The organism is Paraglaciecola sp. 20A4, from assembly GCF_011378905.1.
Taxonomy (GTDB): domain Bacteria; phylum Pseudomonadota; class Gammaproteobacteria; order Enterobacterales; family Alteromonadaceae; genus Paraglaciecola.
In genome coordinates this window covers 67,209-81,172 of the sequence record NZ_WTPY01000011.1, presented here as the reverse complement: position 1 = coordinate 81,172, position 13,964 = coordinate 67,209, and the positions used below count along the sequence as shown (strand labels likewise).

Annotated in this window: 8 protein-coding genes and 1 pseudogene; 6 read left to right on the top strand and 3 right to left on the bottom strand. The window is 41.0% G+C overall.

What is annotated here, in order from left to right:
- Positions 1-13: 13 nt before the first annotated feature.
- Positions 14-472 carry a hypothetical protein gene (locus GQS54_RS12350; protein WP_166424292.1) on the bottom strand — a complete coding sequence of 153 codons (459 nt, stop codon included), beginning with the start codon at positions 470-472 and terminating at the stop codon, positions 14-16.
- A gap of 48 nt (positions 473-520) precedes the next feature.
- Between GQS54_RS12350 and cls the strand changes: the two genes are divergently transcribed.
- The 3 genes from cls (at position 521) to GQS54_RS12335 (ending at position 6,122) form a co-directional block, all read left to right on the top strand.
- Positions 521-1,975: a cardiolipin synthase gene (cls, locus tag GQS54_RS12345; protein ID WP_166424291.1), complete on the top strand. Its 1,455-nt coding sequence runs from the start codon at positions 521-523 to the stop codon at positions 1,973-1,975.
- Positions 1,976-2,034: 59 nt separating this feature from the next.
- The gene (locus GQS54_RS12340) at positions 2,035-2,808 is read left to right on the top strand and encodes an endonuclease/exonuclease/phosphatase family protein (RefSeq protein ID WP_166424290.1); all 774 of its coding nucleotides are present in this window, start codon (positions 2,035-2,037) and stop codon (positions 2,806-2,808) included.
- A gap of 671 nt (positions 2,809-3,479) precedes the next feature.
- Positions 3,480-6,122 carry a TonB-dependent receptor gene (locus GQS54_RS12335; protein WP_166424289.1) on the top strand — a complete coding sequence of 881 codons (2,643 nt, stop codon included), beginning with the start codon at positions 3,480-3,482 and terminating at the stop codon, positions 6,120-6,122.
- Positions 6,123-6,275: 153 nt separating this feature from the next.
- Here GQS54_RS12335 and GQS54_RS12330 read toward each other — a convergent pair whose 3' ends face one another.
- Entirely contained in the window at positions 6,276-9,269 is a 2,994-nt protein-coding gene (locus tag GQS54_RS12330) for a tetratricopeptide repeat protein (protein ID WP_166424288.1), read from the bottom strand.
- A gap of 1,003 nt (positions 9,270-10,272) precedes the next feature.
- Between GQS54_RS12330 and GQS54_RS12325 the strand changes: the two genes are divergently transcribed.
- Entirely contained in the window at positions 10,273-11,292 is a 1,020-nt protein-coding gene (locus tag GQS54_RS12325) for a GGDEF domain-containing protein (RefSeq protein WP_166424287.1), read from the top strand.
- A 56-nt stretch (positions 11,293-11,348) separates the two neighbouring features.
- Here GQS54_RS12325 and GQS54_RS12320 read toward each other — a convergent pair whose 3' ends face one another.
- Entirely contained in the window at positions 11,349-11,753 is a 405-nt protein-coding gene (locus tag GQS54_RS12320) for a DUF1801 domain-containing protein (protein ID WP_166424286.1), read from the bottom strand.
- 344 nt (positions 11,754-12,097) lie between these two features.
- On the opposite strand from GQS54_RS12320, the pseudogene GQS54_RS12315 reads away from it, so the two are divergent.
- Together GQS54_RS12315 and GQS54_RS12310 are read left to right on the top strand one after the other, a co-directional pair.
- Positions 12,098-12,919: pseudogene (locus GQS54_RS12315) on the top strand (alpha-amylase family glycosyl hydrolase); the annotation flags it as partial.
- A gap of 150 nt (positions 12,920-13,069) precedes the next feature.
- Positions 13,070-13,936, top strand: coding sequence for an alpha/beta hydrolase-fold protein (locus GQS54_RS12310; protein WP_166424285.1), 867 nt, complete (start codon positions 13,070-13,072; stop codon positions 13,934-13,936).
- Positions 13,937-13,964 lie beyond the last annotated feature (28 nt).

Here is a 13,964-nt window from a genome sequence, read left to right as displayed (position 1 = left end):
AGTAGCCGCTTATTTAATCAAAAATAAAGGGCTCTTTATTGGCTTTGGCACGGATCCAATTGAGGGAAGATCTGACCGATTTTCTTGATAGAAGATTCTGCTCTAATTCATTTTTGCCAGGGAAGGGGATCAGGCTTAGCCCTATTAACATGGTAATTAAGCCTTGCCCGGGCAAAACTAACATAATAATCCCACACACCAGTAAACCTATCCCAATAAGTATTTTTGCCATTTCAATGATGAATATTACGCTGCTTTTACCCGACGATAGTATAGAGATGACGTCAGCATTTTTACCTTTGCTTTTTCTGCGGATAAAGTATCGTTTATCCATGTTTGTAATGATGTAACTCATCAATATAAAATAACCTATAGAAACCGCCGTCGTTAGCAAAATGGTTAAGAATATAAAATTTGGGCCCATTGTCTCCGTTAGAAAGGTTGTCGCTTTGGTGTAATATTCTGTCAGCACTTTGTTTTCCGAAATTGATTTACATGCGCATTATTTGAGTTGGATTTTATGCAAATATTTGAACAATGGGTCGAATGGATTTACATCCATTGGGTAACCATCATAGTTGTTTTGCATATTGGCTTGTCCATTATGACATCCTTACATGTACTTCTGTTCAAAGAAAATGAACGTACATCGTTAGCGTGGATTGGCTTGGCTATCTTTTCGCCCGTCGTAGGCAGCTTATTTTATTGGCTGTTTGGGATAAATCGTATTAAGCGCTCAGCGCAGAAAAAGCATCCTCAAACACTTAAGCAGGATTTTCGCTCTCCAGATAAACCCAATAAAATATCTCATCTGCCGACTCATTGGCAACCGGCAATAATAGCGGGGCACACTATTCACCCTGTTAACTATGTTACAGATAATAGCATTGAACCACTTATTAATGGTGATATGGCTTACCCAGAAATGATTCAATCAATTGATGCGGCTAAACGCTATATTGTTTTATCGAGTTACATATTTGACTGCGACTCACTTGGACGAAAATTTGTAAATGCCTTGTCTGATGCGCATCAACGAGGTGTTATCGTTAACGTTTTATTGGATGGGGTAGGCATTGGATACAGCTGGCATAAATCAGACAGAGCGTTAAAAAAACTAGGGGTGAAGACAGCTCGTTTTTTACCTGCAATTTCGCTTACTAGTATTCGCTTTATAAATTTACGAAACCACCGAAAAATACTTTGTGTGGATGGTGACGTAGCCTATGTCGGCGGAATGAATATAAGTAAAGAAAATGAGGTGGAATCGGCAGAACACCCCATTGATGATATTCACTTTAAAGTGACCGGTCCGGTGATTGATCAGATTAGTCAGGTATTTGTCGAAGATTGGTTTTTTGCGACAGGAGAATTAATTGAATTTCCTTTGTTCGTGCAAAATCCAATGGCCCAAACCAGCAATAAAACTGTTGTCGCTCGCGTTATTCAAGATGGTCCCGATGAAGACCACAATAAAATACGGTGGACCTTGATTAATGCACTCGTTTGCGCACAAACAAGTGTGAAAATTATGACCCCTTACTTTATACCTGACCAAACTTTAATGACGTATTTACACGCTGCGGCCTTACGTGGCGTATCAGTGGAGATAATTGTACCTGAACACAGTAACATTCCTTTTGTGGATTGGGTGATGGAAGCAAATTTCTCGCGCATAATTGAGCATGGTGTAAAAATTTATAAAAATAAAAGGCCATTTGATCACAGTAAAATTGTTGTTATTGATGATATTTGGTCATTTGTCGGTTCTACTAACTGGGATGCCAGAAGTTTGGAATTCAATTTTGAAATCAATTTAGAATGTTTTGATAGCCAACTTAATGCCAAATTGAGTGCTTTTTTTCTCTCTAAAAAGCAAAATTCGCTACCGGTTACACAGCAGGAAATTAGCAATCTATCCATCTATAAGAAGGTTCGTAATAATTTGTTCCGGTTGTTTTCACCTTATCTTTGATAGGGTTAGTAAGCTATTAGATCTGTTTATAATCTTGTTTGCTAAAGGCCAATATAGTCATGCTTAAGAGTCGTTACAGTCCATTGGAGTCCTTGAAAATAATGGGGCATGCACCCAACCAAGTGATGGGCCCGAACATTGAGCTTTTGCTATGGAATGTGTTTAAATGCAAAAAAAAGGGTTGGTTAGAGGATTTCAAATCTCTGTCTAGTGACAAAGATTTAATCCTTTTACAAGAAGCGATATTAAATTCACCTTATGATGTCGACTTCAAAAAGTCGTTGCAGCATCAATGGATGATGGCGCGTAGTTTTAAGAACGTGAAAACGAATATTGAAACGGGCGTTAAAACGGGCTCAACTGTTGCGGCGCAGCAACATTATTTTTCGGTGTCGAAGCCTAGTGAGCCTCTTTCACAGACAAAAAAAATGTTGTTAGCAACGGTATATCCATTGCCGACCTTAGGGCAGTCGCTGCTGGTGGTAAACTCTCACATTATTAATTTTGTTTCTTTTGATAAGTTTAGTACACACCTGAACCAAGTATTCCACATGCTGGAAAATCATGATGGACCCATATTGTTAGCGGGTGACTTTAATACATGGAATGGAAAAAGGTTGCGCTACTTTAATCAGTTAGCAAGATCGTTTTCGTTAAACGAAGTAAGGATGGATCGTAAGCCAAGGATCAATCATTTATTTCAGCACCTTGACCATATCTATTTTCGAGGATTAGAGGTTGTGAACGCCCATGTGCATACGAATATTCACTCTTCCGATCATTATCCAATCAGCTTGTCATTGCATACACTAAATCCAGTTGCTATAAAGTAACCTAGATTTAAATCTATCTGTCGTATAGAAACCAATCAAATGATAGGCGCAAGAAGGAAGGTTGCCCAAGAGAGGTTAGGTTAGGGGATTTTATACCACTAGTCTCTATTGATGAAAGGTATTACCTTAGTCGCTTGTAGGTTATTCTTTAGCGTTATTTGAAAGCTATTTTTATCTATGTGAAATTTGATGTTCAAGGTATTTTAAAGCGTCGGACATACATTACAAACGTTAATGCCACGAGAGCTACAGGTGTTATTGACTTCGCTTAATACGGATTGTTAAGGATAACAGCATGCAATTTAAAACCTCGTTAAATGCACCTTTGGGGCTATTCCGCCAGATCGAGCTTTATAGTTTAAATATATTGCTCATCCCCTGTTTTGTGCTGAACGCCTTAATACACTCCAATACTACCAAAAAATTTGACTATTTCGATGTCGTAATAACAGTCTTCCTATCCGTGATAATGATTGGAAAGCGGATTTTCAGGCAACTATGTTTGCTTTATCTGAATGATTCAACTCAGAACTATAAACATGCAGCCTTAGGTTTTTTGAATAGAAAACGCTGGTAAATGTGTGTGGAGTCTAGTGCGCATGCAACAGTCAGCTAAAACTCAAACGAAAAATCATTTTAAAACGATAAACTGCCAGGAAAAGGACACACACATGGATAAAACAGCAACGCCTAAATTTATAAGAAACCCGATTGCGGTATTGGTAACACTTTCTTTGGGTCTTACGATCCCCATTGTTTGTGCTCAGGAAATCGAAGAAGAAGTAGAAACTCTGCGTCTGGAAACGATTACGGTTAAAGCGCAAAAACGAAAACAGAATATGCAAGCCGTGCCTGTGTCTGTTACGGCAATTTCCGGTAAACAGATGACTGAGGCTGTGCTACAGGACATGTTTGATGTTACGGCCAGTGTGCCGGCTTCATCAGCATTTCAAACTCAGAATGTGACTAATTCGAGCTTTTCAATACGCGGGATTGGTACGTCTTCACAGAACTTTGGTTTAGAGTCGTCTGTGGGGCTTTATGTTGATGGGGTTTATCGTGCTCGCCAGAGTTCTATGGTCAACAATCTCGTCGATATTGAAGCGGTAGAAGTGCTACGTGGTCCTCAAGGTACTTTGTTTGGTAAAAATACCCCTTCAGGCGCGATGTTAATCCGTAGTGTAGCCCCTGATCATAGCGGTACTAATAATTTTGTTGAAGCAACAATCGGTAATTACGGGTTAGTGAATTATTCAGGTGCTGCATCAATTTCTGCCATTGATAATGTCCTTGCTTTTCGTTTTACCGGTTTTGGTAGTCAGCGTGACGGCTTTGTTAGTGATGTTAACTATGGTGATGACGTAATAAATGATAGAGATCGTTGGGGCGGCAGGGTTCAAGCCTTATACACACCCAGCAATGATTTATCCGTTCGAATTATTGCTGATTATTCACAGATAGATGAAGTTTGCTGTGCTGCACCAGTGCAGTTAAGTAATGCCGAAGCATCCGGAATTGAAGGTAAGTTTGGTTCGGATAGTTTGCTATCACAGGCGCCATTTAACGCTACTATATTTGATGGTGATGATTTTTTTGAGCGAGAGGTTGCGCTTTCGTTTCTACCTGAGTCCAGCATGAAAGACCGTGGTTTGTCAGCTGAGATTAATTGGAATATTGATAAACAATACACGCTGGTTTCTATATCTGCTTATCGCAACTTTGACTCTGTTGATAATATTGATAGTGACTTCACCGATGCCGATTTGTTTGGCACGCGCAATGATTCACAACAGCGCTCTTTTTCGCAAGAATTACGCATTGATTACAACTCTGAAAATATGTCGGGCATACTCGGCGCTTACTATTTCCACCAGAATTTAGATTTAGATTATAGCTTGTACACGGGCGAGCAATTCAATGATTTTTTTCTGTCTGGCTTCTCTCAAGGCGCGTTTAATGACTTACTTGCTGGCATCGATACCTTAAGTGTTGCAACGAACGGGCTTATAGCTCCTTCTGCTGCACCGGCGCCTGCTTTTTCGGCCTTTGACCACATTGCCAAACAAACACACGAAAGTTACGCTATTTTTGGACAGGTTGATTATCGATTAACCGAAAAATTCACTCTCACAGCTGGTTTGCGCTACACCGATGAAAGCAAAGACCTGTCAACGGTTTTTACTGAAAATTTAGCAGACAATTCCGCGTTCCCTACGTTTTTCTCTTCTGTGGGTGATCCTCAGAATCCGACCTCAATTGTTCCAGGTACATTACTGTATGGGGCTGCTGCTGCTGGAAATGTTTTGACGGGGATCCAAACAAACACTATTGATATTACTAGCCCTGAAGGGCAGGCTGCTCTTGCTGCATTAACGCCATTTCAACGTGTTGGGTGGGGGTTTAACCCTCTTGGTGCCATTACAGCCGATAGATCAGATATTTCAGATTCGTTAAGCGATGATCAAGTAACTGGGACGGTGAAATTGAGCTATTTCCCAGACCGTAATACCCTGCTTTATGCGTCGTACGGTACTGGATATAAGTCCGGTGGAACGAATACAGATAGGATATCAGAGGGGTTCGATCCTATTTTTGGGGCCGAAACATCACGCGCTTTCGAACTAGGCCTTAAGAAAGACTTTATTGAACACGATTTGCGGGTCAATGTTGCTGTTCACTCAACGATAGTCGACGATATACAAGCCAGCACGTTTACGGGAACTGGCTTTAACTTGCAAAATGCCGGTGATTATAAGACCTCAGGTTTGGAAGTTGAGCTAACGTGGTTACCCACGGACACAGTTCAAGTTGATTTTGTGTACGCTCGTGTCAATGCTGAATACGATAACTTTATGCGAGGAAATTGCTGGACTGCATATACCTGGCATACGGGTATAGCAGATCCGGGGCAAGAAAGTACCGATCCGGCTGCTCCGAATCCATATTGTGATCGTTCAGGTGATAGACCAGGTGGTGAACCTGAAGATTATGCGATGATTAAGGTCAAGAAAGATTTCACTATTCGAGATGATATCAACGCTTATGTGTTAGCCGAATTTAGCTACACGGGTGATGTCGTATTGGATGGTAGTAACGACCCATTTGCGGTTCAAGATTCATACAACTTGCTTAACCTACGCTTTTTCATGAACTTCGAGAAATACGATATGGACCTGGTCTTTTGGGGACGTAATGTATTGGACGAGGAATATCTTAATCACATAGATTTCAACACCCCTTTACAAGAAGGCAAACTCAATGCCTATATATCTGATCCGGCTACCTTCGGCGTAACTTTACATAAGCGTTTTTAATCGATGGGTCGCTCCCATTTAGTCTTGAGTAAATAGGAGCGATTTAAATTTGTTAGCGTAAAAATAACCGGCATTAGCCGGTTATTTTTTGCGTTAATTATAGCCTTAATGTTATTCACTATTTAGTTTATAAAGCAGCATCAATGCTTGGTATTACTGCCAGCGAGCGTCCTTTGCAATGTCTATATTATTGCGTGTTGCCGTTATGAAAGGATGGTCTTTCGCATAGATTTCGAGCCCCGTTTTTAAGGCTAATTGATAATATTTAAGGGCTTTTTTATATCGTCCTTTTGCCTGCCACGCACTGCCCAAGTTAGAACGAGTTGTCGCAACAGACGGATGATTTTGACCAAAGTTATCGAGACTATTTTCCAAGGCTAACTCATAATACTCAATCGCCTTATCGTATTCTCCTTTCGCTTGCCATGCGCTACCTAAATTACTGCGTGTGGTGGCCACATTAGGATGATCCTCACCCACGGATGAGATGTATGTCTTTAAAGCGCGTTGATAATATTCAATGGCTTTGTCGTAATCACCTTTAGCTTGCCATGAATTACCTAAATTGTTCTGCCTAATAGCAACAGATGGATGGTCTTTACCAAGCGTTAAAATGCCACTTTTTAATGCCTGCTCATAATATTCAATGGCTTTATCATATTGGCCTAATGATTTGAATACACTTCCTAAATTACTGCGCCTTTTTGCCACCGAAGGATGGTTTTCACCAAAGTTCTTAATGCCTCCTTCAAGGGCTAACGTATAATATTCAATCGCTTTGTCGTATTCACCTAATGATTCCCATGCACTGCCTAAATTACTGCGCCTAATTGCGACCGAAGGGTGATCTTCACCAAAGGTTTTGATCCCACTGGCAAGGGCTAACTGATAATATTCGATGGCTTTATCGTATTGTCCTTGAGCCGCCCACAAACTGCCTAAATTACTACGCCTGATAGCAACTGAAGGGTGATCTTCACCTAAGGTTCTGATACCACTATTAAGCGCTTGCTCGTAATAGGTAATGGCTTCAGCGTATTGACCTTTGGCTTTTAATATCCGGCCGAGACTACTGCGTGTTTCAGCCACATCTGGATGATCCTCCCCTAATATTTTTATATTGCTGGCTAATGCCTGTTCATAAAATTCAAAAGCTTTATCGTATTGACCTTTAGCCAACCAAAGGCTACCAATATGACTTCGCGTGGTCGCTACAATAGGGTGCTCTTCGCCCAAGGATCGTCGGGCACCTTGTATTGCTAATTCATAATACTCTCTGGCTTTATCGTATTGACCTTGAGCCTGCCATGCACTGCCTAAATTATTACGAATTTTTGCAACATCAGGATGATCTTCACCAAAGATAAGTAGCGCTTGCTCAAGCGCAAGTTCATAATATTCGACTGCTTTTTGATATTGACCTTGTACTTGCCATAGACTACCAAGTAGCCTGCGAGTGCGCGCTACATCTGGATGTTCTTCACCAAAGGTTTGAATAACACTTGCCAGTGCCTGCGTATAGTATTCCATCGCTTTGTCATATTGACCTTTTTCTTGCCAAACGCTACCAAGCTGTCTACGTGTGCTTGCTACGTCAGGATGGCTATCGCCAAAGGTTGTAAGACTACTTGCAAGAGACAGATCATAAAATTCAATCGCTTTATCGTACTGACCTTTTGCCTGCCATAGACTGCCCAACAAGCTTTGTGTAGCAGCTACATTTGGGTGTTGCTCTGCAAAAATTTGTCTATCACTTGCTAAGGCCTGTTCGTAATACGCTAAAGCGACTTCATATTGGCCTTTTTCTTGCCATGCGCTGCCGAGCTGACGGCGAATGCTTGCCACGTCAGGGTGGCTATCACTGAATGTTAACAGGCTAGAAGATAGTGCGAGCTCATAAAATTCAATCGCTTTATCGTATTGACCTTTTGCCTGCCACAGACTACCAAGTAGCCTGCGTGAAACTGCTACATTGGGATGTTCCACACCAAACGTTTTAATATCACTTGCCAAAGCTTGCTCATAATAGTCCAAGGCTTTTTTATACTGGCCCTTTTCTTGCCAAGCGCGACCCAGTTGTCTACGTGTATTCGCTACATCGGGATGGTTTTTACCAAAAGTACGCACGTTGATAACAAGGGCTTTTTCGTACTGTTCAATCGCTTTGTTATACTCGCCTTTTGCTTCCCAGGCACTGCCTAAGCTATTCCGTATTATCGCGACCGAGGGATGATTCTCCCCGACGGAACGAATACTGCTGGTTAGCGCTAACTGGTAATAGTGAATTGCTTTGCCATATTGACCAAGTGTTTGCCATGCACTTCCTAGTTTGTTGCGCCGAGTGGCCACTGTTGGATGGTCTTCACCAAGGTTTGCGATACCACTTTTAAGTGCGAGTTCGTAATACGTTAACGCTTTTTGATACTGGCCTTTAGCTTCCCAAGCACTGCCTAAATTACTGCGCCTAATGGCCACAGATGGATGGTCTTCGCCATAAGTAGCAACGCCATCTTCAAGGGCTAATTCAAAGTTGTGAATGGCTTTGTCATACTCGCCCTTAGCTTGTAAAACCAGTCCTATATTGCTGCGTATAGTGGCCACGAACGAGTGATTTTGCTCTACATTAATAAGGCTACTAGCGAGCGCTAATTCATAATAATCAATTGCTTTATCATATTGTCCTTTGGCATACCAGACCAAGCCTAAATTGCTGCGTATTGAAGCAACTTCTCGATGATCTTTACCAAAATATTCGAGATTGTTGGCGAGAGCTAACTCATAATAATAAATTGCTTTGTCATATTGGCCTTTCGCCTTCCATGCCAGCGCTAGGTTATTGTGGAGCGTTGCGACATTAGGATGTGCTTTACCATAGGTTTCAACGTTACTGGCAAGTGCTTGTTCAAAGTATTCTATAGCTTTGTCGTATTCGCCTTTTACATACCACGAACTGCCGGATTGCCCGAGTGTTGTGGATGTAGTTACATCTTGCTCACTTTGAGCGGAACATACGGTTACAGGAAAAACTGTAACGAGTAAGGCAAATAGTATGGTTCTTGTGATCTGGGGTGAACATTGCATCCATACATTTGTTTGCTGCTCACGCTTAACTAACATTTTAAATTGACTACTACGTTTTCCGTTCATACGCATTCAATTACCAAGCCGCTTATTAACTCACTCTACAATAAAATGATAAAATAGCTGACACGATTAAAGATGGTGAGTTTGCACCTTAGTTGATGTTGTCAGATTATATCGTCGTTATTTGTACACATTTCAAGTTAGAAAAGAATCAATACACAAAGGTATCCGAGACACAGCATCCTAGCTTCTCTAGTTGTATCTTAATAAGTCTGTTTAGAATGTCTATCATTCAATTCTATCAGCGCAATGAATATGCAATATTTATTGCTTGTAAGGGACTGCTTTGCGCCGCATTTTATTTAAAATTCGGTCAACTACTTGCAGCGTAATTCAACTACTGCTTGATAACCCTGCATTCAACGGTTAAATGCGCTTACATGATCTGAATTAAGACCAATAGCCTTATTAATTATCTAAACTTGGGAATGATTATGACTCGGGCAATGACTATAGACGATCCGTTTAGAAACAAATGGGTGCGAGTGTTGAGGATATGGTTTCAATTGCCATTGTTAAAGCAGATTGCCAGCGGACCACTGCGCTAAATTTTGTGAGCAATGTGATAACCACAGTCCACGAGTATGCAGAGAAACAGTTTCTGGCATAAAGCCTTGTCTTGACGGTCAATCCGAAGTCGAAAAATAACGACAAGTGCCCTCAGGTGTTGATCGCCAAGGCGGTAAAAATAGTCCATTACGATAACGGGACCAGTTAATTAATCCTAAAACATTAACTTATTATGTGTTTTATAATCCGTTGAATACATAGCGTTCATCGACAGTATGCGACCGTTGTTGTGAGGATGAAAAGCCACAGGTGTCACAAATACCTGCATCAATGTGCGGATTAACGTATCAATACTTTTTCAAGTGTTAATGCATACTAAATGGTCAACTCACTCATTGTAGGTATACTCAGTAAATAGATCAGGTTTTGGCTAACCGTTATTTGGTTACTGGAAATTCAACACAAACGCGGTTGTCAAAGGGGAATAGATAGTTTAATGGTGATTTCCAAGTTATGGGCCAACGAATTTGATTATCGGCGCAATGTATTAAAAGCGGTATTGCTCGTTATCATATTTGCTGGCTGTATTTTTGTCGTCAGTAACTGGCAAGCGGGTTTTAAAGTCTACGCGGGAATCGAATTAGGGCTAGTAATCCTGTCTATTGGTATCCTGACTATTCATCAGAAAACACCCAATCTTACGTTATGGTCTTCAGTTTTTTTGGTTGCCTTATATTCAGTAATATTGATTGGAATATATAGTATTTCATTTAATTCAACCTTGTATACGTGGTTATATATTATCCCTGTTTTATCGTATCTATTGCTTGGTATTAAATTGGGCAGTTGGTTTACCATTGTCTATTTAGGGGCAGGGATTGGTGTACTTATCTTTGCTCATTTGCTTAAAAATCCTGATATTAACCCTATTGCGGTTGTCAATATTGCTCTGTGTTTAACGGCCATCTGGGTGTTGTCTTATACCTACGAATCTAAACGGACTGCTATGGTAGAGCGTTTGCAACAGATGGCAGCTATTGATCCCTTAACGGGCTTGAATAATCGTCTGCATCTTAATTCCGTCTTTGAAATGCTGTGTCAAAGTATTCCCCAAGACCAGCAATCCGTATCTATGCTGCTGCTTGACCTCGATCATTTTAAAAAGGTCAATGATCAATACGGCCACGATGTGGGGGATGAGGTGCTGGTAAAGGTATCTAGATTGATAAATGAGATGCGTCGTAGAAATGACTGGGCGTTTCGTTTTGGTGGTGAGGAATTTTGTTTGTTAATACCTAATACAAATGAGGCGCAGACGCAGCAAGTCGCAGAGCGATTGAGGCAGGCAGTTGAAAAAGATATTACCATCGATGATTTTACACTTAATATTACTGTCAGCATAGGCGTTGCTCGCTGGCCTTTAGATGGGAATAATTTAGCGCAGATTTATAAGGCTGCTGACGCGCGACTTTATCAAGCAAAAGAGCAGGGAAGGAATCGCATCATTCGGACCTAAGCTGAACAAAATGTTATGCCTACTTTCGCTGCGTTATTTCCAATGTGTTTTTATATTCATGCACCCAATAGAGGTTGATGCTTGAGGGTGTGGTACTTCAACGCAAGCGTTAAACAATGACCTAGAGGGGTAAGTTCAATCTTGCTAGTAAGAGGGATAGCTATTGCTCTATTGCCTTCGTAAATGAAGTCGTTTGGATAAATCTCTTTGAATGTTGAAAGCAAAATTGTTTGGCAATGAAAGTATACCTTGATGAAACTGGGATCCTTTGCTTTCCAATCTATTCGAATGGCACTACCGCCTTTAACCTTATAACTTGGCTCACCCCATTTTAAAGTTTCTTCAACGGGATTCAATTTATTGATGTTCGCGAGAGAAAATATTAAATTTTGAATTGATAAAAACTGGCTGATTGCTTGTTGTGGGTAGCCAGCCAATACCGCCTGAATATCTTCACTCATTGGTTACCCAGCCTTATCTCGTTATCGAACAAAAACACATCATAATAATCATATCTAAATATATGAACTAATCTAGATGGATAGCTCAAAATCTGGATGAAATAATGTACTGATAAGTCTTTTTATAACACATTAAAAGGATTCTATTGTATATGACGTTAAAAATTGACATTGGGTAACTTATTAAGCGCAACTGGTTAGTAATGAACCTATGAATACGTATGTAATATGCTATTCGAATCATGCTCTTACGAGTATCATTTGTGATTAAACTGTTAATATTTTACCCGTACTGTATGGATCGCAGTCAGTGAAATGTGTCGCTTTATTAGGATACCAAAACCATGCACGCACAGATGAAAAAATATAAATATAGCACCCGAATATTTACCTTAATATTGATGACCTCAGCTCTATTAGCCTGCTCCGATCAAATAAAAACTCAAGCGGCTCAACGCCTAAAGGAAACAAACGAAACGGTGACAGATGTTAATGTTAAGGGTGGCAAGCCAGTGGTTTATCAGGTTTTCACTAGGCTGTTCGGTAATACGAACACCACCAATAAGCCATGGGGCACAATTAAAGAAAATGGTGTGGGCAAGTTTAGCGATATTACTGATACAGCGCTTAAGGAAATTAAGGAGCTTGGTGTGAGTCATATTTGGTATACCGGCGTGCCCCACCATGATGTGATTACCGATTACACTAAATTTGGCATCTCACAAGATGATCCTGATGTAGTGAAAGGACGCGCTGGTTCGCCTTATGCGGTCAAGGACTACTACTCAGTGGATCCTGATCTTGCTGACAACCCAGCTAACCGTCTAGCAGAATTTGAAGCATTGATAATGCGCACACATGCCAACGATATGCGGGTAATCATTGATATTGTTCCAAATCACGTGGCGCGAAATTATCACTCGCTTGCCAAGCCTGATGAGCGCGCTGATTTTGGTGAAAATGATGAAACGTCTGTCGAATATGCCCGGGATAACAACTTTTACTATGTTGTTGGGCAAGATTTCAAAGTACCGAAGACGACTGGTCATTACCAACCGCTTGGTGGCGAATTTCATGATTTGGCCGATGGTAAGTTTTTTGAGTCACCTGCGAAATGGACCGGGAATGGCTCACGTAAAGCACAACCTGACGAGAATGACTGGTACTAACCGGGCAAAAAGTAAATTTTGTTGTGGAAAATCAAAAAGGGCATATCTCAATAAGCCTAGGACCGTTACAATCTCTGGTACTGAGTCTCGCAGTATAATATTTGAAGGCTCTTTTTTTAGCCAAGTAACTGAATGAGGCGGGTTGTAATGGGAATGTGGACGCGTAGCGCGAGTAGAATGTTGCTATCGGTTATCGTAGTTAGTGTTGCGCTAATGGGTGTTTCTGGCTGTGGACAAATTGAAAAGAGGGCTTCTACTGCAGCAGCCAATGTATCTATTTTACCTTATCCATTTCTTATCCCTGGACTTGACCGTCAGCGCATTGTGCGCCTGTATTTACCACCAGATTATGACAATGAAACACAGTCTTATCCCGTCATATACATGCACGATGGGCAAAATCTCTTTGACAATGCAACAGCATACGCTGATGAGTGGAAAGTAGACGAAAGCCTTAATTCGCTTGCTAAAAAATCAGGGCGTGAATTCATTGTCGTCGGTATCGACAATGGCGGTGACTTTCGCATGAACGAACTAAGCCCTTGGCCAAATGAACGTTTCGGTGATGCGCAAGGTAAAAATTACATGCAACTGATAGTTGAAGTGGTTAAGCCTTATATCGACAGCAATTATCGTACGCTCAGTGATGCGCAAAATACGGCCATAATGGGCAGTGCTATGGGTGGCTTAATGTCTCATTATGCAATTCATCATTATCCTGATGTATTTGGTAAGGCAGGCATATTTTCACCGTCCTATTGGTATTCACACGACGTGTTCAGTGATACCAAATTGCATCGAGCTAATAATAAGGCTCGCTTATTTATGTTGTATGGCAGCGGCGAAGGAGACGGCATGATTTCAGACGCGGACAAGATGCAACGACTACTGAAACAACAAGGCCACCCTCGCAATAATATGAAGTTTGTGAGTGTGCCACAGGGGCAACACAATGAGCTGTTGTGGGGGCAATCTTTTACCGAAGCAATTAAGTGGTTATTTGAAATCCATTGATATACCCGCTTAATTTCGCTGTTACTGT